Source organism: Herbidospora yilanensis, assembly GCF_001570565.1.
GTDB classification, from domain to species: domain Bacteria; phylum Actinomycetota; class Actinomycetes; order Streptosporangiales; family Streptosporangiaceae; genus Herbidospora; species Herbidospora yilanensis.
In genome coordinates, this window is sequence record NZ_BBXE01000017.1 from 211,120 (window position 1) to 229,867 (window position 18,748).

19 protein-coding genes are annotated in these 18,748 nt (G+C 72.5%); 8 read left to right on the forward strand and 11 right to left on the reverse strand.

Going from position 1 to position 18,748, the window contains the following annotated elements; genetic code table 11:
* Positions 1-38 precede the first annotated feature (38 nt).
* Positions 39-446: a PH domain-containing protein gene (locus AW273_RS10665; protein WP_062347756.1), complete on the reverse strand. Its 408-nt coding sequence runs from the start codon at positions 444-446 to the stop codon at positions 39-41.
* Between the two features lie 126 nt (positions 447-572).
* On the opposite strand from AW273_RS10665, the gene AW273_RS39065 reads away from it, so the two are divergent.
* Together AW273_RS39065 and AW273_RS10670 are read left to right on the forward strand one after the other, a co-directional pair.
* Positions 573-704: a hypothetical protein gene (locus tag AW273_RS39065; RefSeq protein WP_269750234.1), complete on the forward strand. Its 132-nt coding sequence runs from the start codon at positions 573-575 to the stop codon at positions 702-704.
* A 207-nt stretch (positions 705-911) separates the two neighbouring features.
* The gene (locus AW273_RS10670; protein WP_062347758.1) at positions 912-1,796 is read left to right on the forward strand and encodes a helix-turn-helix domain-containing protein; all 885 of its coding nucleotides are present in this window, start codon (positions 912-914) and stop codon (positions 1,794-1,796) included.
* Here the strand turns inward: AW273_RS10670 and AW273_RS10675 are convergent.
* The 3 genes from AW273_RS10675 to AW273_RS10685 all read right to left on the reverse strand — a co-directional run bounded on the left by AW273_RS10675 (position 1,793) and on the right by AW273_RS10685 (position 4,390).
* Entirely contained in the window at positions 1,793-2,581 is a 789-nt protein-coding gene (locus AW273_RS10675) for an SAM-dependent methyltransferase (protein WP_269750235.1), read from the reverse strand. The genes AW273_RS10670 and AW273_RS10675 overlap by 4 nt on opposite strands.
* Positions 2,582-2,836: 255 nt before the next feature.
* Positions 2,837-3,781, reverse strand: coding sequence for a Ppx/GppA family phosphatase (locus tag AW273_RS10680; RefSeq protein ID WP_062347762.1), 945 nt, complete (start codon positions 3,779-3,781; stop codon positions 2,837-2,839).
* A gap of 66 nt (positions 3,782-3,847) precedes the next feature.
* Positions 3,848-4,390: a CGNR zinc finger domain-containing protein gene (locus AW273_RS10685; RefSeq protein ID WP_062347765.1), complete on the reverse strand. Its 543-nt coding sequence runs from the start codon at positions 4,388-4,390 to the stop codon at positions 3,848-3,850.
* Positions 4,391-4,461: 71 nt separating this feature from the next.
* Here AW273_RS10685 and AW273_RS10690 point away from each other — a divergent pair, with 71 nt between their 5' ends.
* A complete protein-coding gene (locus AW273_RS10690; protein ID WP_232327271.1) occupies positions 4,462-5,226 on the forward strand; it encodes a class I SAM-dependent methyltransferase in 765 nt (254 codons plus the stop codon).
* Positions 5,227-5,238: 12 nt separating this feature from the next.
* Here AW273_RS10690 and AW273_RS10695 read toward each other — a convergent pair whose 3' ends face one another.
* Genes AW273_RS10695 through AW273_RS10725 form a run of 7 tightly spaced genes read right to left on the reverse strand, consistent with a single transcriptional unit; the run spans position 5,239 to position 11,695 of the window.
* Positions 5,239-6,390 (reverse strand): 4-hydroxybenzoate 3-monooxygenase, encoded by a 1,152-nt coding sequence (locus AW273_RS10695; protein ID WP_062347770.1) that lies wholly within the window; start codon positions 6,388-6,390, stop codon positions 5,239-5,241.
* Positions 6,387-7,487 (reverse strand): bifunctional 3-oxoadipate enol-lactonase/4-carboxymuconolactone decarboxylase PcaDC, encoded by a 1,101-nt coding sequence (gene pcaDC, locus AW273_RS10700; RefSeq protein WP_062347773.1) that lies wholly within the window; start codon positions 7,485-7,487, stop codon positions 6,387-6,389. Before pcaDC ends, AW273_RS10695 begins: the two co-directional genes overlap by 4 nt.
* Positions 7,468-8,826 (reverse strand): lyase family protein, encoded by a 1,359-nt coding sequence (locus AW273_RS10705; protein WP_232327273.1) that lies wholly within the window; start codon positions 8,824-8,826, stop codon positions 7,468-7,470. Before AW273_RS10705 ends, pcaDC begins: the two co-directional genes overlap by 20 nt.
* A 14-nt stretch (positions 8,827-8,840) precedes the next feature.
* On the reverse strand, positions 8,841-9,386 hold the full coding sequence (pcaG, locus tag AW273_RS10710; protein WP_198168104.1) for a protocatechuate 3,4-dioxygenase subunit alpha: 546 nt from the start codon (positions 9,384-9,386) through the stop codon (positions 8,841-8,843).
* Entirely contained in the window at positions 9,383-10,135 is a 753-nt protein-coding gene (gene pcaH / locus AW273_RS10715) for a protocatechuate 3,4-dioxygenase subunit beta (protein WP_062347776.1), read from the reverse strand. The genes pcaG and pcaH overlap by 4 nt, the downstream gene beginning before the upstream one ends.
* Entirely contained in the window at positions 10,128-10,886 is a 759-nt protein-coding gene (locus AW273_RS10720; protein WP_062347778.1) for a CoA-transferase subunit beta, read from the reverse strand. Before AW273_RS10720 ends, pcaH begins: the two co-directional genes overlap by 8 nt.
* Positions 10,883-11,695 carry a CoA transferase subunit A gene (locus AW273_RS10725; RefSeq protein ID WP_062347780.1) on the reverse strand — a complete coding sequence of 271 codons (813 nt, stop codon included), beginning with the start codon at positions 11,693-11,695 and terminating at the stop codon, positions 10,883-10,885. Before AW273_RS10725 ends, AW273_RS10720 begins: the two co-directional genes overlap by 4 nt.
* Positions 11,696-11,790: 95 nt before the next feature.
* Here AW273_RS10725 and AW273_RS39310 point away from each other — a divergent pair, with 95 nt between their 5' ends.
* The 5 genes from AW273_RS39310 (at position 11,791) to AW273_RS36145 (ending at position 18,678) form a co-directional block, all read left to right on the forward strand.
* The gene (locus AW273_RS39310) at positions 11,791-13,296 is read left to right on the forward strand and encodes an IclR family transcriptional regulator domain-containing protein (protein WP_062347782.1); all 1,506 of its coding nucleotides are present in this window, start codon (positions 11,791-11,793) and stop codon (positions 13,294-13,296) included.
* A gap of 30 nt (positions 13,297-13,326) precedes the next feature.
* A complete protein-coding gene (locus tag AW273_RS10735; RefSeq protein ID WP_062347784.1) occupies positions 13,327-14,928 on the forward strand; it encodes a RecQ family ATP-dependent DNA helicase in 1,602 nt (533 codons plus the stop codon).
* A gap of 22 nt (positions 14,929-14,950) precedes the next feature.
* On the forward strand, positions 14,951-15,727 hold the full coding sequence (locus AW273_RS10740) for an SDR family NAD(P)-dependent oxidoreductase (RefSeq protein ID WP_062347786.1): 777 nt from the start codon (positions 14,951-14,953) through the stop codon (positions 15,725-15,727).
* Positions 15,724-16,296 carry a TetR/AcrR family transcriptional regulator gene (locus AW273_RS10745; protein WP_062347788.1) on the forward strand — a complete coding sequence of 191 codons (573 nt, stop codon included), beginning with the start codon at positions 15,724-15,726 and terminating at the stop codon, positions 16,294-16,296. Before AW273_RS10740 ends, AW273_RS10745 begins: the two co-directional genes overlap by 4 nt.
* A 126-nt stretch (positions 16,297-16,422) precedes the next feature.
* Positions 16,423-18,678, forward strand: a complete 2,256-nt coding sequence (locus AW273_RS36145) for a glycosyl hydrolase family 18 protein (RefSeq protein WP_083949660.1) — start codon at positions 16,423-16,425, stop codon at positions 18,676-18,678.
* Positions 18,679-18,748 lie beyond the last annotated feature (70 nt).

Sequence of the window (18,748 nt, forward strand, 5' to 3'; positions counted from 1 at the left end):
CAATGATCACACATGGGGACGTTTCGGTCACGACCCGCTCACGGGCGCAGCCGCATCAGCGTCTCGGCCACCGGCACGACGGGTTCGCCCAGGTCGTACTGGCTGAACAGGTGGACGTCGTCGCCCGTGTCGATCTCCAGGATGGTGGTCCGCAGGCCGTAGCGGGCGCGTTCGTCGACCTTGATGCGCTCGATGTCGCCCCAGGCGATGCGGCGGCGGCCGGCGAAGCCCTCGACCACCGTGATGCCGCCCTGGTCGGCGCTCAGGCGGACCCGGGCGACGACGTCGCGGACCGTGAAGGCGGCCAGCACGACCGTGGCGACGCCCACGAGGATGAGGGCGCGGAGGTCGCCGGCGAGCCAGCCGTAGACGACCAGGAGCAAGCAGACCAGGGTCCCGGCGGCCTTCGCGGCCACGATTTTGGCGGGGACCTGCCAGACGTTCATCACCGCAGGTTACTGCGACGGGAGACTTTACCTGCCCGAGGTGCGAAGCGGGGTATACAGGGAAGAGCGTGATGAATGTGCGCGCCGTCCGGCGTGCGAGTCGATATTCCGCCCGCCGGAGGCACCATGAGCAGGCAGATCGCCAGCGCGTACCAGCAGGTGACACTCGCGGAGCTCGAAGCGCGGATCAGGGGGCTGGAGACGCAGATCGCCCACCTCACCGAGATGCTGGAAGCCCTCACCGAAGAACGCGAATGAGATAGAGCGGATGTCCTGGCGCTGATTCTTGGATAGGGCGTCAGAAACCGTGCATTCTCCCTACAGATTTCCGGCATTCATCGGGTATCTTGTGACTGATTTGCCGACAAGCTCGGTAAATGCCGTGAAATGTCATACTGAGTGGCGTCTGGCATGGCACTATCGCCGGGTCCGTTCAAGCCGGTAAGCGTCTGGGGGATCGAAGCGATGCCGCCTGTCCACGGAGCCGGCGAGGATGTCCGCGCCTCCGGCCCGACCGCGCTGCGCATGCTCGTCGGCGCGCAGCTCCGGGAACTGCGGGAGACGCGGCAGATCACCCGCGAAGACGCCGGCTTCGCCATCCGGGCCTCCGCGTCGAAGATCAGCCGCATGGAGACGGGCCAGGCCACCTTCAAGCCCCGCGACGTGGCCGACCTGCTCACCCTCTACGGCGTCACCGATGACAGGGAACGGTCGTCGATCATGATCCTGGCCGGACGGGCCAACGAGCCGAGCTGGTGGCATCCGCTGCGCGAGGTCGTACCCCACTGGTTCGAGGCCTGCCTCGGCCTGGAGCAGGACGCGGCGCTGATCCGCACGTACGAGATCCAGTTCGTCCCCGGCCTCCTCCAGACCCCCGCCTACGCCCGCGCGGTCGTCTCCCACGCCCACCGCGTCTACGACCAGGACCAGGTCGCCAAGCGCGTCGAGCTGCGGATGCGGCGGCAGCGGATCCTGGTCGGGAACTCCCCGGTGAAACTGTGGGCGGTCGTCGACGAGGCGGCCCTGCGGCGCACGGTCGGCGGCCCGGCCGTGATGCGCGAGCAACTGCGCCACCTCGACGAGATGAACCGGCTGCCGAACGTGACCGTCCAGGTGGTCCCCCTGGAATCCGGCTACGTCTCCCGCGGGATCGGGCCGGTCACCCTGCTGCGGCTGGCCCAGGGCGCCCTGCCCGACGTGGTCTACCTGGAGCGGCTCGGCGACGCGCAGTACCTGACCAAGGACCACGAGGTGCAGCCCTACCTGCACCTGCTCAACGAGGCCGGCACCGAGGCGGAGCCGGCCACCGCGACGAGCGGGATCCTGCGGCGCTGCATAGCGGATCTCTAGGGCTTGCGGGCCACGCCCACCAGCGCGTCGACCGCTGAGGGCGGGCCGAAGGGGTCGGGGTCGGGCCGCCACTGGGTGATCGGCACGATGCCCGGCTCGACCAGGTCGAGGCCGTCGAAGAAGCGGCTGAACTCCTCAAGGTTCCGCAGCGTGTACGGCGCTCCGGCCCCCTCGTTGAGGTCGTCCTGGGCCTTGTCGAGGGCCGCGCCCGTCACCACGTTGGAGCCGTCCCACAGGGCCAGGTAGCTGCCGGAGGGCAGCGGCTCCAGCAGGGTGCGGACGATGTCGTAGGGGCCCTCGTCGGGGCCCACATAGCCGAGGATGCCCATCAGCATCAGGGCCACCGGGCGGTCGAAGTCGAGCGACTTGGCCGCGCCGGCCAGGATGCGGGCGGGGTCGCGCAGGTCGGCGTCCATGTAGTCGGTCACGCCCTCGCGTGTGCCGACGAGCAGGGCGCGGGCGTGGGAGAGCACGAGGGGGTCGTTGTCGACGTACACGACCCGGGCCTTCGGGTTGACGCGCTGGGCCAGGTCGTGGGTGTTGTCGACCGTCGGCAGGCCGGTGCCGATGTCGAGGAACTGGTCGACGCCCTCGGCGCTGACGTGGCGGACGATGCGGGACAGCAGGTAACGCGACAACCGGGCGATGGCCACGATGTCGGGGAACGCCGTGGCGAACTGGTCGCCCGCCACCCGGTCAACCTCGTAGTGGTCTTTGCCGCCCAGCCAGTAGTTCCACATCCGGGCCGAATGGGGGACGGTCGTGTCGATCTTGGGGTCGTTCACCGGTGCTCCTGTCAGGTCGGCTCCCCAAGAACCTACTGTTTTCAGACGGTTTTAACTGGTGTCCGGATATTTCCCGATGGCCGCGGCGAACGGGCACTTTCGTACTCAGTGCCATCAGGGCCAGACCCAGCAGCATCAGTACGGAGATGACAAGAAGTGCCGCGATCGCCATCGCCAGGATCGATGCGAGCATGGCGGCGACACCCAGTAGCTCGATCATGCGGCCGTTTTGCCCGGTATGACCATTCTCATTCCTTACTCAGGGGCGAGGTCGGAACCCCCCAGGACGTCCAGCCGCCGGAAGATCACACCCTCGCGCAGCGCCCAGGGACAGATCTCCAGCGACGGCACCTGGAACAGGTCCATCGTCGCATCCGCCACGAGTGCGCCCGCCAGCAACTGCCCGGCCCGGCCCGCCGACACCCCCGGCAGGGCGGCCCGGCGGTCGGCGGTCATCTCGCCCATCCGCGCGGCCCACGTCGAGACCGCCTCGTGGCCGAGGTTGCGGCGGACGTAGTGGCCCTCGCTCGACGGCGCGGCCCCGGCCATCCTGGCCAGTTGCTTGAAGGTCTTGGAGGTCGCCACGGCGTGGTCGGGGGGACCGTAGCGGGTCACGTCGCCGACGCGGCGGCCGATCTCGGTCCGGACGTGGCGGCGCAGGGCGCGGATCTCCTCGGGGCCGGGCGGGTCTCCGGTGAACCAGTCGCGGGTCAGCCGCCCGGCCCCCAGGGGCAGCGAGACGGCCGCGTCGGGGGCCTCGTCGATGCCGGAGGCGATCTCCAGGGAGCCGCCGCCGATGTCGAGCACGAGCAGGCGGCCGGACGACCAGCCGTACCAGCGCCGGACCGCCAGGAAGGTCAGCCGGGCCTCCTCGGCGCCCGACAGGACCTGGATGTCGACCTGGGTCTGGCCCTTGATCTCGGCGAGCACCTCCTCGCCGTTGCGGGCCTCGCGCACGGCGGAGGTGGCGAAGGCCACGAGGTCCTCACACCCCTTGTCCTCGGCGAAGCGCAGCGCCTCCTCGACGAAGTCGCGGAGCTTGGCGGCGCCCTCCGGGGAGAGGTGGTGGTCGTCGATGTGTTCGGCGAGTCTCATGTCGACCTTGTGGGAGAACGCCGGCTGGGGGCGGGCCCCACGGTGTGCGTCCATCACGAGGAGATGCACCGTGTTGGAACCCACGTCGAGGACACCTAGTCGCATGCCCCTGACGGTATCGCCCTTTGCGGAACGTTCCTGTCGTCGTTACCCCGTCGGAATGACGAAAAGTCACACTCTCGCCCTGAAAGCAGCGGTTTTCGTACGATTTTGGCACGCCGTGGAGCAGAAGCGGCGGGTGCCGTTGCGGGAGACGTCCACGAAGACCCGGTCGCAGCGATCGGCCGTGCAGACCCCCAGACGGTCGCGGAACTCCCCGCCCAGCACGATCGCGAGCGCGGTGGCCCCGGACGCGGCCCAGTTGGCCGCCCAGGTGCCGGTCGTGCCGTGGAAGTGGAGATGCCAGGGCTCGCCGTCGTGCCCGCTGAGGTGGGGGCGGGCGTCGGTGGCGTCGAGCACGCGGTTGATCACGGCGCAGGCGTGGTCGAGGTCGCCGGAGAAGGCCGCGCGCAGGTCGGCGGCGTAGCCGGCCAGCTCGGCGACGTCGGACTCGGGGATCTCGCCGCGCTCGCGCAGCGCCGCGGCCACCTCGGCGGCCAGTTCGGGCCCGGACGGCACGGCGTAGGGCCGCCCCCGCCGCTCCCCCGGGGTCAGCACGTTCACCAGGCTCACGAACATGGCCACAACGGCGTCGGTGTGACTGTTGAAGTTCACTTGACCAGTTACATCCTTCGTGATTACGGTAACTGACATAAGCCTAGACGACAGTTACAAGGGAGATGGCCGTGACACTCACCCGTGACCACGCCCGGCAGTGGCTCGACCGCTGGGACCGCCAGCAGGAGGGCTACCACCCCGCCCGCGAGGAGCGCTTCGCGACCCTGATCGACGCCGTCGTGGAGTCGGCGGGGCGGCCCGATCCGCTCGTCCTGGACCTCGGCTGCGGGCCCGGGTCGCTCGGCGTCCGGCTCAGGGAGCGGCTGCCGGCGGCGACCGTGGTCGGCTTCGACACCGACCCGCTGCTCACCGCGCTCGGGCGGGCCGCCTACGACGGGCTCCGGTTCGTCGACGCCGACCTGCGCGTCCCGGGGTGGAGCGCGGCCGCGGGGCTGCCCCGCCTCGCTGACGCCGCGGTCAGCACGACCGCGCTCCACTGGCTCCCGGACGGGCCCCTGACCGGCCTCTACCGGGAGCTGGCCACGGTGCTGCGGCCAGGCGGGGTGTTCCTCAACGGCGACCAGATGGCCTCCCCTGACGGCACCCGCCTGGCCGCGCTCGAGCGCGCCCTGGCCGGCCGTGCCACCGACCGGCGGTTTCCCGAGGGACGCCCGGAGAACTGGGCCGACTGGTGGACGGCGGTGGAGCGGGACCCCGTGCTCACCGCCCTCCACGCCGACCGCGAGAAGCGCCGCGAGATGGCCGCGCACCACGGCTCGGAGTCGCTCCACCTGGAGACCCACGTGACCGCGCTGACCAAGGCGGGCTTCGCCGAGATCGGCACGGTGTGGCAGGAGGGCGACGACCGGCTGCTCTGCGCGTTCCTCCCGTAGTCACCCGCTGTTTCAGACCGTCCCGGTGTAGTTGAGGGCCAGCTCCGCCGCCGCGGCCTCGGAGGTCGCGATGCGGTGGAGCTGGGCGAGCTGGAGCCGGGTGTCGTAGTCGGACTGGCCGGGCGCCAGGTGCAGCATCGTGGTCATGAACCAGGAGAAGTGCTCGGCCCGCCAGACCCGCCGCAGGCAGATGTCGCCGTAGTCGTCGAGCAGGTCGTCCCTGCCGGTACGCCGCCAGTGCTCCAGCGCCCGCGCCAGCACCACCACGTCGGCGACGGCCAGGTTGAGGCCCTTGGCGCCCGTCGGCGGCACGATGTGGGCGGCGTCGCCGGCCAGGAACAGGCGGCCGTGGCGCATCGGCTCGGTGACGAAGCTGCGCATCGGGGTGACGGCCTTGGCGGTGATCGGGCCACGGGCCAGCTTCCAGTCGCCGTCGATCGCGAACCGCAGGTCGAGTTCGTCCCAGATCTGCTCGTCGGCCCACTCGGCGGGGTCGGTGTCGTTGGGGACCTGGAGATAGAGGCGGCTGACCGTCGGGGAGCGCATGCTGTGCAGCGCGAAGCCGCGCGGGGAGTGGGCGTAGATGAGCTCGTCGGTCGAGGGGGCGACGTCGGCCAGCACGCCGAGCCACGAGTAGGGGTAGTCGGCCTCGTAGACCCGGCCCGACGGCACGGCGGCCCGCGAGATGCCGTGGAAGCCGTCGGCCCCCACGACGAAGTCGCAGGTCAGCGTCTTCTCCTGGCCCTCGTGGCGGTAGGTGACGTAGCCGTCGCCGATGCCGGTCGCCTGGGCCTCGAACAGGAGCGGGCCGCCCTCGTCGAGCTGGAGGGCGACCAGGTCCTTCACGATCTCGGTCTGGGCGTAGATCATGACGGTGCTGCCGCCGGTCAGGGCCGGGAAGTCGAGGCGGTGGGCCCGGCGGTCGAACCGCAACTCGATGCCGTTGTGCGGGAGCCCCTCGCGGTCCATGCGCGCGCCCGCGCCGCAGTCGCGCAGCGCGTCGACCGTGCCCTGTTCGAGCATGCCGGCGCGCTGGCGCTGCTCGACGTAGGCGCGGTCGCGGCTCTCCAGCACGACGGAGTCGATCCCGGCGTTGTGCAGCATCCGGGCCAGCAGCAGGCCCGCCGGGCCGCCGCCGATGATCGCGACCGTGGTGTGGGTCATTCCAGGCTCCCTAGCGTGCGTTGGGCGACGGCGAACGCGGCGTTGGCGGCCGGGACGCCGCAGTAGATCGCGGTCTGGAGGAGGACTTCCTTGATCTCGTCCGGCGTGAGACCGTTGCGGATCGCGGCTCTGACGTGCATGGCCAGCTCGTCGAGGTGGCCGCCCGCGACCAGTGCGGTGAGGGTGACGCAGCTCCGGGTCCGGCGGTCCAGACCCGGGCGGGTCCAGATCTCGCCCCAGGCGTAGCGGGTGATCAGGTCCTGGAAGTCGGCGGTGAGGCCGGTGGTGTTCGCGACCGCCCGGTCGACGTGCTCGTCGCCCAGCACGGCCCGGCGCACCGCCATCCCGTCGACCTGGGGCAGGTGGGCGCGCATCGCCGCGACCACGGCGCCCGGCCGCTCGACCGGGGCCAGGTGGGCGGCGCCGGGGAGCTCGTGGAGGGCCGCGCCCGGGATGCCGTCGGCCAGTTCCCGCGCCACGGCCGGTGGGACGGCGGGGTCGTCGCGGCCCGCGATGACGAGGGTCGGGGCGGTGACGGCCGGGAGTTCGGCCCGGACGTCGTAACCCGCCAGGGCCTCGCAGCACGCGGCGTAGCCCTCGTCGGCGACGGCCAGCAGGTCGTCGATCATGGCCTGGGCGGCGGCCTTGTCGGCGTTCCCGGTGAACCAGCGGCCCCACGCCAGGTCGGCGAGGGCCCGGGTGCCCTCGTTCCGGACCAGCGCCGAGCGTTCGTGCCAGCTCTCCTCGGTGCCGAACTTGGCGGCCGAGCAGACCATCGTCAGGGAGAGCACCCGGTCGGGGTGCCGCAGCGCCAGCCACGCGCCGATCGCGCCGCCCAGGGAGATCCCGCCGTAGTGGAAGGCGTGCGCCCCCACCGCGTCGGCGACGCCGGCGACGAGCGTGGCCAGCGACTCCATCGAGGTCGCTCCCGGGACGACCGCGGAGCCGCCGTGGCCGGGGAGGTCGTACCGGACGACCCTGAAGTGCCGCGACAGGGCGGCGGCCTGGGCGTCCCAGACGCGGAGCGAGGTGCCCAGGGACGGGCCGAGGATCAGCGCGGGCGCGTGCGCGGGCCCGTCAACGCGGAAGTTCAACATCGGCGATCTCCTTGAGGCGACGGTCGAGAGCTCGATCGACGAGTTCCCCGGCCGCGCCGGTATAGCCGGTCGGGTCGAAGAGCCCGGCGTCGAGCCGGATCACGCCCGGCCGGGCCGCGCCCGGTCGCCGGTCTTCCTCGTGGGACGCGGCACTCTCCGATCGCTCACCTATTTCGACGGATATCTCGGCATTCGCGCAGGCGAGCTCCAGGGCCTGCCCGAGCGGCATGCGGAGGCGGGCCGCGTCGCGGGAGGCGGTTTCGAGGAGGCCTCGCGCCGCCTTCCCGCCGATCTGCCGTGACAACGCGCCCATGACGCGTTCGGCGACGATCAGGCCGCCCGTGAGCGACAGGTTCTCCCGCATCCGGGCCGGGTGGACCCGGAGCCCGCCCGCCAGCGCGGCGGTGTGGCGGGCCGCTCCCCCGGCCAGGCGCAGCAGGGTACGGAGCGGCTCCCATTCGGCGTGCCAGGCGCCGGCCGGGCGTTCGTCCTCGGCGGCCATCGAGCCGTAGAGGGTCGCGGCGAGGGCCGGGGCCTGGCGGGCGCAGGCGGCGACCAGGGTGGCGTGGACGGGGTTGCTCTTGTGCGGCATCGCCGACGAGCCGCCCCCGGATCCCTCGGTGAGCTCGCCGATCTCCGTCCGGGACAGGACCAGGACGTCGGCCGCGATCTTCCCGAGCGCCCCGCAGCAGAACGCCAGCGCCCCGGCGAGGTCGGCGACCGGGGTGCGCAGCACGTGCCAGGGCAGCACCGGCGCCGCCAGCCCGACCTCGCGGGCGAACCGCTCCATGAGCGGGACCGAGAGCGTGGCCAGGGTGCCCCCGGCGCCGCCGAGCTGCGCGGGCAGGGTCACCGCGCCGAGCCGCTCGTAGGCGTCGAGCACCAGCGACCGCCACCCCGCCGCCTTCAGGCCGAACGTCGTCGGCACGGCGTGCTGGGTGAGGGTGCGGCCGGGCATGGGGGTGTCGCGGTACTCGCGGGCCAGCTCCGCCAGCGCCCCGGCGGCCGAGGCGAGGTCGAGCAGGATCGGCCGCCGGGCCCGCGCCGCGACCAGCATGAGCGCGGTGTCCATGACGTCCTGGCTGGTCGCGCCGTCGTGGGCGCCTTCGGGCAACGCCTTGACCAGCGGGATCACCGGGTTCCCGCCGCTGTGCCCGAGGCCCGCCGGCGGCTGCTCCGCGAGCGCGGTGATGGCTTCGGCCAGGTCCGGGCGGTTCTGGGCGCGGGCCAGCGCCGCCTCCGCGTCGAGCAGGGCGCGCACCACCGCCGGGTCGGCGGTCGCCCCGTCGACGGGGGTGCCGGACCAGGCCGGGCCGAGGAGCCCGTCACCCGTGATCACCAGAGCCTCCCGGTTCAGCCCAGGTCGAGGAAGACCGTCTCGCCCTCGCCCTGGAGGCGGATGTCGAACCGGTACACCCCGTCCCGCTCGGGAGCGGCGACCAGGGTCGCGCGCCGGTCGCCGGGGAGCGACGCCAGCAGGGCGTCGCCGGCGTCCTCCAGGTAGACGCGGGTGTACAGGTGGTGCAGCAGGCCCCGGGCGAACACGCACACCGCGATGTAGGGCGCCCCGCCGGGGCGGACCGTGCGCAGCGCCCAGTGCCCGTCGAGGTCGGTCGCCACGCGGCCGAAACCGGTGAACGTGACCCCGTCGCGCCCGGCGAACGAGCCGTCGACCTCGTCGCGGCGCATCGAGCCCGGCCTCCCGTCGAGGTTCCCCGACTCGTCGGCCTGCCAGAACTCCAGCAGGGCGTCGGGGATCGGGGCGCCCGCGCCGTCGTAGACGTACCCGTGGACGGAGATCGCGCCCGGGTGGCCCGGCGGGACCAGGTCGCCGCCGCCGCGGAAGGGCAGGGCGTAGCCGTAGAAGGGCCCCACGGTCTGCGAAGGGGTGGGTCTCATCGGCCTTCCTCCATCCAGGTCGCCGACGGGCCGTCGAGGACGATGTCCCATCTGTACCCCAGGCTCCACTCCGGCCGGGACGACTCGTGGTCGTAGGCGGCGACGAGGCGCTCGCGGGCCTTGTCGTCGGTCACCGACTGCAGGATCGGGTCGTACGGGAACAGGGGGTCGCCCGGGAAGTACATCTGGGTGACCAGGCGCTGGGCGAAGGCCGTGCCGAAGACCGAGAAGTGGATGTGGGCCGGTCGCCAGGCGTTGACGTGGTTCTTCCACGGGTAGGCGCCGGGCTTGATCGTGGTGAAGGCGTAGCGGCCGTCGGCGTCGGTCAGGCAGCGGCCGGTGCCGGTGAAGTTGGGGTCGAGCGGCGCGGGGTGCTGGTCGCGCTGGTGCGGGTAGCGGCCGGAGGCGTTGGCCTGCCAGACCTCCACCAGTTGCCCGCGCACCGGGCGGCCGTCGCGGTCGACCACCCGGCCGGTCACGGTGATGCGCTCCCCGAGCGGCTCCCCGGCGTGCTGCCGGGTGAGGTCGGCGTCGAGCGGGGTGACGTCGGCGACGCCGAAGACGGGCCCGCGCAGCTCGGTGTAGGCCTCGGGCGGGGCGACGAGCGGCCGGTGCGGGTGCCGCAGGCCGCTGGAGCGGTAGGGCGGGTAGTCGCGCGAGGGGTGGTCGCCGCCGCCGGCCTTGGCGGCGAGCTCGTGGAGCTCGGCGATCTCCCGGGAGATCGTCTCCTGGGTCAGCGGTTCAGGCATCGGGTGCTCCTTGGGCGAGGCGGCGCAACGCGGTCAGCTCCGTCTCCGTGGGGGGTTCGGTGACGCGCAGGCCGGGGGCGACGGCGAGGGGCCAGCCGGTGGCGGCGACGGCCTGTTCCGGGGTCGTGCCGGGGTGCACGTCGGTGAGCGTGAGCTCGGCGGTCTCCGGGTCGGGGCGCATGATCCCGAGGTCGGTGATCACGGCGACCGGACCGGCGCCGGGCAGGCCGAGCCGGGCGCGCGACCCGGGCCCGTCGCCGTGCCCGACGGTGGTGACGAAGTCGAGCCGCCGGACGAGGTTGCGGGTCGAGTGGCGCAGCACGAGCAGCACCTTGCCGCAGCTTGCGGCGATCTCCGGCGCGCCGCCCGCGCCCGGCAGCCGGCCCTCCGGCCTGCCCGGTCCCCGGTCGACGACGGTGGTGTTGACGTTGGCGAACCGGTCGACCTGGGCGGCGCCGAGGAAGCCGACGTCGATCCGCCCGGCCTGCAGCCAGTAGTTGAAGATCTCCGGCACGGACACCACCGCGTCGGCCGTGTCGGCGAGTTCGCCGTCGCCGATCGACAGGGGCAGCCGCGACGGCTTGGAGCCGAGGGTGCCCGACTCGTAGATGAGCACCAGCCCCGGCTCGGTGGTGCGCCGGGCCAGGTTGGCGGCGGCGCTGGGCAGGCCGATGCCGACGAAGCAGGTCCGGGCCCCGGCCAGGGCGCGGGCGGCGTTGACGGTCATCAGCTCGTCGGAGGTCCAGGTCATCGGGCCCCCTCCAGGACGTTCTCGTCCATCCAGCGCAGGAAGGCGTCGCGGTCGCGGGAGACGGCGTCCCACGACTGGTAGAAGCCGTTGTCGCGGACGGTGTAGCCCGCCGCGTAGGAGGGGTGGGCCCCGTTGGGGGCCACGGCCACCGCGTCGACCGTCCACGACGGCAGCACCACCGCGCCGGGGGCGGGCGTCAGGTCGTCGACGATCTCCTCGACCGTGACGAGCACCCGGGACGCGGCCAGCGCGGCCTCCTTCTGGACGCCGACCAGCCCCCAGAGCTGCACGTTCCCGTCGCGGTCGGCGCGCTGGGCGTGGATCACGGTCACGTCGGGGTTGATCGCGGCGACCGCCGCCAGTTCCTCGCCGGTGAAGGGGCACACCACGGTCGAGATCGTCCCGGACCGCGACGGCAGGTCGCTGCCCCGGTAGCCGCGCAGGACGGCGAAGGGCAGCCGGGACGCCCCGGCGACGTAGCGGTTGGCCATGCCGGCGTGGCTGTGCTCGTCGAGTTCGAGCGGGCGCGGCCAGCCGTTCTCGACCGCGTCGCGGAACCGGTGCAGCGAGCCAACGCCGGGGTTGCCGCCCCACGAGAAGACCAGTTTGCGGGCCGCGCCCATGCCGATGAGCTGGTCGTAGATGACGTCGGGGGTCATCCGGACGAGGGTGAGATCGCTCACCCGCTGCCGGATCATCTCGTGCGCGGCGGCGAACGGGATGAGGTGGGTGAACCCCTCCATCGCCACGGTGTCGCCGGAGTGCACGAGCCCGGCCACCGCGTCCCGCAGGCTTCGGATCTCCGCCATGTTCTCCCTGCTCGGAGTGGACTTGTTCGCCTGATGAACTATTGTTCACATTTGACGTAGTTCAGGAGTTTGCTACCCCCTTTGGACGTGTGTCAATGACCGAGGCAGTCGTGGGGCCGTTGGAGCGCGGGCTCGCCGTGCTGCGGGCGATGGCCGGCGGAGAGCCGTGCCGGCCGAGCGACCTGACGCGCGCCACCGGGCTGGCCCGCTCGACCGTCGACCGGGTGCTGGCGACCCTCGTCGCGCTGGGCCTGGCCCGTCCGGCCGGGGCCGACCGGTCGGTACGGCTGACGCCCCGCGTCCTGGCCGTCGGGAACGCCTATCTGTCCGGCAGCGGCGTGCCCGACGCGCTGGGCCCCGAGGCGAGCGCGCTCGCCGAGACCCTCGACGAGTCGGTGTCGCTGGCGGTGGCCGACGGAACCGCGGTCCGGTTCGTCACCCAGCTCCCCCGGCGGCGCAGCCGCTCGCTGACCTTCCGGGTGGGCGACCTGGTGCCGGCCGAACGCTGCGCGGCGGGCGCGCTGCTGGCCGCCGACTGGACCGAGGCCGGGTGGGCCCGCTGGCGGGCGGCCCGGCCGCGGACCGTGGTCGCCTCCGACCAGGAGGCCGAGCCGGGGTTCCGCGACCGGGTCAAGGCCGCGCTCGACGCGGGCTGGGCCCGCGACGACGAGCTCATCGAGCCGGGCCTGATCGCGGTCGCGGTGCCCGTGCGCTCGCGCGGCCGGGTGGCGTGCGCGGTCAGCGTGGTCTCCCACCGCAGCCGGCACACCGTCGAGTCGCTGGCCGCGCTGGCCCTCCCCCGGCTCGACACCGCCCGGATGGAACACCTCCTGGCCGCCCGCACGCCGTCGCCGCCGGCGCCGATCGAGATCCCCGGCGACACCCCGGTCCAGTCGCTGGCCCGGGGGCTGGCGGTGCTCACCGCGCTCGGCGGCACGCTCTCGGAGGTCGCCGAGGCCACCGGGCTGGCGCGGGCGACCGCCCGGCGGGCGCTGCTGACCCTGGTCGAGCTCGGCTACGCGGTGAAGGCGGGCAACCGGTTCGTGGCCCTGCCGAAGGTCCTGGAGCTCGGCTACGCCCGCCTGTCGTCGCTGACCCTGGGCGAGCTGGCCACGCCCCACCTGGCCGCGCTGGCCGAGGCGGTGGGCGAGTCGGCCTCGCTGGCGGTGCTCGACGGGACCGACATCCGTTACGTGGCGCGCGCGCCGGCGTACAAGATCATGAGTGTCGACATCACGGTCGGCACCCGGTTCCCGGCCTACGCCACGTCGATGGGCCGGGTCCTGCTGACCGACGACGCCGACCTCGGCGAGCCGGTGGCGCTGACGCCCCGCACCGTGACCGACCCCGAGCGGCTGCGGGCGCTGATCCGCCGGGCCCGCGCCGACGGCCACGCGATCGTCGAGGACGAGCTCGAAGAGGGCCTGCGGGCGCTGGCGGTGCCGATCCGCGACCGGGGCGGCCGGGTGGTCGCGGCGGTGAACGTCGCTATGACCGGCCGGGTCAGGCCCGGTCTGCTGGCCCATCTCCAGGCCACCGCGCACGCCGTCGAGACCGATCTGGCGCTCGTCACCGAACGAACCCCGCCCCGCCCGGCCTGAACCGCCCGCCGCGGGGCATAGAGGGCGGCCATGAGGAGAGCGCTCGCGAGATTCCGGCTCGGGTCGACGGCCCGGCGCGTGTTCGGCTGGCAGGGGCTGCGGCCCGGCCAGAAGGAGGCCATGCGGCATCTGGTCGCCGGGCGCGACGTGCTGCTGGTGATGCCGACCGGTGGCGGCAAGTCCGCCGTCTACCAGGTGCCGGCCCTGCTGCTCGACGGCCCGACGGTCGTGGTGTCGCCGCTGATCGCGTTGCAGCGCGACCAGGTGATGAGCCTGCTGAAGGCGGGCACCGGCGCGGTGGCGGTCAACTCCACGCAGTCGGTCGACAAGGGCCTCGACCAGGTCACCGCCGGCACGGCCGAGTTCGTGTTCCTGTCGCCGGAGCAGCTCGCCAAGCCCGAGGTGGTGGAGCGCCTGGCGGCGGCCCGGCCGTCGCTGGTCGCGATCGACGAGGCCCACTGCGTGTCGTCGTGGGGGCACGACTTCCGGCCCGACTACCTGCGGCTCGGCCAGGTGATCGAGAAGCTCGGTCACCCGCCCGTGGTGGCGCTGACCGCGACGGCGGCGCCGAACGTGCGGGCCGAGATCGTCCGGTCGCTGGGGCTGCGGAACCCGGTGGAGATCGTGCGCGGCTTCGACCGGCCGAACCTGACCCTGTCGGCCCGGCGGTTCACCTCCGAGGACGACCGGCGGCGGGCCCTGGTCGAGCACGCCCTGGCGGCCGACGGGCTGACGCTGATCTACGTGCCGACCCGGCGCGACGCCGAGGAGTACTGCGCGCTGCTGGAGGGCAGGCGGGCGGAGCCGTACCACGCCGGGCTGAAGACGGCCGACCGCAACCGCACCCACGCGCGGTTCGCCGCCGGGGAACTGGACGTCGTCGTGGCGACCTCCGCCTTCGGCATGGGCATCGACCGCCCCGACGTGCGCCGGGTGCTGCACGCGGGCCCGCCGGAGTCTCCCGACTCCTACTACCAGGAGATCGGCCGCGCCGGACGGGACGGCCGCCCCGCCGAGGCGGTCCTGTTCTACCGCCCCGAGGACCTGGGCCTGCGGCGGTTCCAGACCGGCGGCCGGGCCGACCCCGAGCTCCTGCTGCGCGTGGCGGTGCTGGTCCGCGAGCACGGCGGGCCGGTCCCGGCCGGGGAGCTGCGCGACCTGCTCGGCGTCGGCACCACCCGGCTGACCGCGCTGGCCAACCTGCTGGAGCGCGCGGGCGCGCTGGCCCCCGGCGAACTGCGCTGGGCCCGGCGGCGGCTCACCGCCGAGCGGGCCGTGGAGAAGGCCGTCGAGCTCGACGAGGCCCGCCACCGCGTCGACGAGTCACGCCTCGACATGATGCGCGCCTACGCCGAGACGACCGGCTGCCGCCGCCGGTTCCTCCTGGAGTACTTCGGCCAGCCCTACGGCCGCTCCTGCGGCACCTGCGACACCTGTCACGGCCTGACTCACAGGGTGGTCGAGGAGGTGGGCGAGGGCCCCTTCCCGCTCCAGTCGAAGGTCGAGCACACCGCCTGGGGCGCCGGGACGGTGATGAGCGCCGAGCCCGACCGGGTGACCGTGCTGTTCGACTCCGTCGGCTACAAGACGCTGGCCCTGGCCGCCGTCGACGGCCTGTTGAAGAAGATTTAGAGAACTGTTCTAATTTGTCGCCATGAACGTGGTGGTGACCGGAGGAAACCGGGGAATCGGATACGCCGTCTGCGCCGAACTGGCGCGGCAGGGACACCGGGTGGTCGTCGTCGCGCGCGACGCCGTGCGGGGAGAGCAGGCCCTCCGGTCGCTGCCGGGCGAGGCCGATCTCGTCGTCGGCGACCTGTCGGCCGTCGCGGGCATGCACGAGGTGGCCGAGCGGCTGGCGGAGGCCTGCCCGCACATCGACGTGCTGGTCCACAACGCGGGCCTGTGGCCGTCGCGGCTCACCCTCACGGCCGACGGCCTGGAGGAGTCGTTCGCGATCAACCACCTGGCCCCGTACACCCTGAACCGGCTGCTCGAAGACCGCCTCACGCGGGTCGTGCAGGTCAGCGCGGGCCTCTACGTGAAGGGGAGGATCGACCCCGGGCGCACCCCCTACGGCCGGGACTTCCATCCCCTGCGCACCTACGCCGACAGCAAACGCTGCAACGTCGAGACGCTGCCGCTGTTCGCGGAGCGCTGGCGGGCGCGCGGCGTGACGATCGACGCCGTGCACCCCGGCGTGATCAACACCGGCCTGGGCGCGCGGGGCGGGCCGGTCGGGCTGCTGCTCAAAGTGGCCAAGCGGTTCTGGAAGACTCCCGACCAGGGCGCGGCCCCGGTGGTCGCGCTGACCGCCGCGACCACGACCGGTCGCTATTACAACGAGTTCGAGGAGATCCCGATGACCGTCGACCGCGACCTCGGCCCGCGGTTGTGGGAGCAGGCCGGGAAACTGTCGGGAGTCGCGTGAGGCAGGCCCGCGGCGAGGCCACGATCCGCCGCCTGCTCGACACGGCCCTCGCGGCGTTCACCGGCGGCGACTTCACCCTGCGCGCGGTGACCTCGCGCAGCGGCGTCAGCACGGGCAGCCTCTACCACCACTTCGGCAGCTTCGACGGGCTGGCCGCCGCCCTCTACTCCGAGTGCATGGACGACCTGCTGACCCGCCTGATCGAGGCGGTCGAGCGGGCCGACGGCGCCGAGGAGGGGGTGCGCGCCATCGTGCGCGCCTATCTCGCCTTCGCCCGCGACGAGACCGCGCGGGCCCGGTTCATCCACGCCGCGCCCCTGGTCGACCCCCACGCCGCCGCCGTCGCGGCCGGGAAGGCGCCCCGGATGGACCGCCTGGCGGCCTGGTTCGCGCCGCGCGTCGCCGCCGGGGAGATCGCCGACCTGCCCCCGGCGCTGATCGAGATGCTGCTCATCGGGCCCCTCGCCGAGACCACGCGGCGGGTGCTGGCCGGCGCGCCCGGCCTCGATCTGGACGAGGCGGCCGAGGCGCTGCCCGGTCCGATCTGGCGTTCCCTGCGCGCCCATTGACGAGAGCTGTGACGCGGGTTACGTTCGGGCCAATTAAAAGGAAAGCTTCCTATTAGTTGGACGGGAACCCCCTGTTCCCGGCGCGTCCCGCCGCATTCCCCTTCCCCCCGGACGTGGAGTAGCACGATGAGAAGAGTCCTGACCCTCTTACTGGCGATCGGTGCGCTGATCCTGCCACTGATGTTCGCGCAGTCCGCGGCGTACGGCGCGGTGACCGTGCCCCTGCGGGCCAACGCCAGCGGCCCGGCCCTGACCGACGGCGGCGGCAACGCCTGGCTCGCCGACAAGGCCTACTCCAGCGGCACCTGGGGCTACGAGACGTCCTACGGCTCCGGCTCCACCGGCAGCGCGATCGGCGGCACCACCGACGACGCGCTCTACCAGAACTACCAGCTCTTCAACGGCTGGGGCGGCTACAAGTTCGACGTGGCCAACGGCACCTACCAGGTCACCCTGAAGATGGTCGAGGACTGGGCGAACGCCGCCGGGCAGCGGAAGTTCGACATCCGGATCGAGAACACCGTGGTCGCCTCGGCGTTCGACGTGTTCGCCTCCTGCGGCGCGCTCAACGCCTGTGACCGCACCTACACCGCGACCGTCTCCGACGGCCAGCTCAACGTGCAGTTCAACATGAACGGGGGCGCCAACTACGCCACCGTCTCGGCGATCCAGGTCACCGGCGGCACCGGCGGCGGCGACACCACCGCGCCCTCGACGCCCGGCAACCTCCAGGTGACCGGCGTGACCAGCAGCAGCGTGTCGCTGAGCTGGAACGCCTCCACCGACAACGTCGGCGTCACCGGCTACCTGGTCTACCGGGGCGGCACCCTGGTCACCACCGTGACCGGCACGACCTTCACCGACACCGGCCGCGCGGCGAGCACCGCGTACACCTACCAGGTGCGGGCCCGCGACGCCGCCAACAACCAGTCGGGCCTGTCCAACAGCGTCACCGGCACCACGTCCGGCACCGGCGGCCCCGACACCACCGCGCCCTCGACGCCCGGCAACCTCCAGGTGACCGGGGTGACCAGCAACTCCGTGTCGCTGTCGTGGAACGCCTCGACCGACAACGTCGGCGTCACCGGCTACCTGGTCTACCGGGGCGGCACCCTGGTCACCACCGTGACCGGCACCAGCTACACCGACACCGGCCGCGCCGCCAACACGGCGTACACCTACCAGGTGCGCGCCCGCGACGCCGCCAACAACCAGTCGGGGCTGTCGAACAGCGTCACCGGCACCACCTCCCAGACCGGGACCGGCGGGAACAAGAAGCTGCTCGGCTACTTCGTGCAGTGGGGCGTCTACCAGCGCGCCTACCACGTGAAGAACATCGTCACGAGCGGGTCGGCGGCGAAGCTGACCCACATCAACTACGCCTTCGGCAACGTCCAGAACGGGCAGTGCACCATCGGCGACAGCTACGCCGACTACGAGAAGGCCTACACCGCCGCCGAGAGCGTCGACGGCGTGGCCGACACGTGGGACCAGCCGCTGCGCGGCAGCTTCAACCAGCTCCGCAAGCTCAAGCAGCAGTACCCGAACATCAAGGTCCTGTTCTCCTTCGGCGGCTGGACCTGGTCGGGCGGCTTCGGCCAGGCGGCGCAGAACCCGACCGCCTTCGCCAACTCCTGCTACAACCTCGTCGAGGACCCGCGCTGGGCCGACGTGTTCGACGGCATCGACATCGACTGGGAGTACCCGAACGCCTGCGGCCTGAGCTGCGACGCCTCCGGCTTCGCGTCCTTCAAGAACCTGATGCAGGCGCTGCGCAACCGCTTCGGCCAGAACTACCTGGTCACCGCGGCCATCACCGCCGACGGCACCAGCGGCGGCAAGATCGACGCGGCCGACTACGGCGGCGCGGCGCAGTACCTCGACTGGTACAACGTCATGACCTACGACTACTTCGGCGCCTTCGCGGCCCAGGGCCCGACCGCCCCGCACTCGCCGCTGCACAGCTACGCCGGGATCCCGACGGCCGGCTTCTACAGCGACAACGCGATCCAGAAGCTCAAGTCGAAGGGCGTGCCGGCGTCCAAGCTGCTGCTCGGCATCGGCTTCTACGGCCGGGGCTGGACCGGCGTCACCCAGGCCACCCCGGGCGGCAGCGCGACCGGGGCCGCGCCGGGCACCTACGAGGCCGGCAACGAGGACTACAAGGTCCTGAAGAACACCTGCCCGCCCACCGGCACCATCGCGGGCACCGCCTACGCCAAGTGCGGCAACAACTGGTGGAGCTACGACACCCCGTCCACGATCACCGGGAAGATGACCTATTCGAAGGACCAGAGCCTCGGCGGTTCCTTCTTCTGGGAGCTCAGCGGTGACACCGCCAACGGCGAACTCATCACGGCCATGAAGAACGGCCTCGCGTAACACACGTCGGCGGAGAACCCCGGGCGCTTCCGCCCGGGGTTCTCCTCTCGCCGAGGGCGGACTGCGGGGA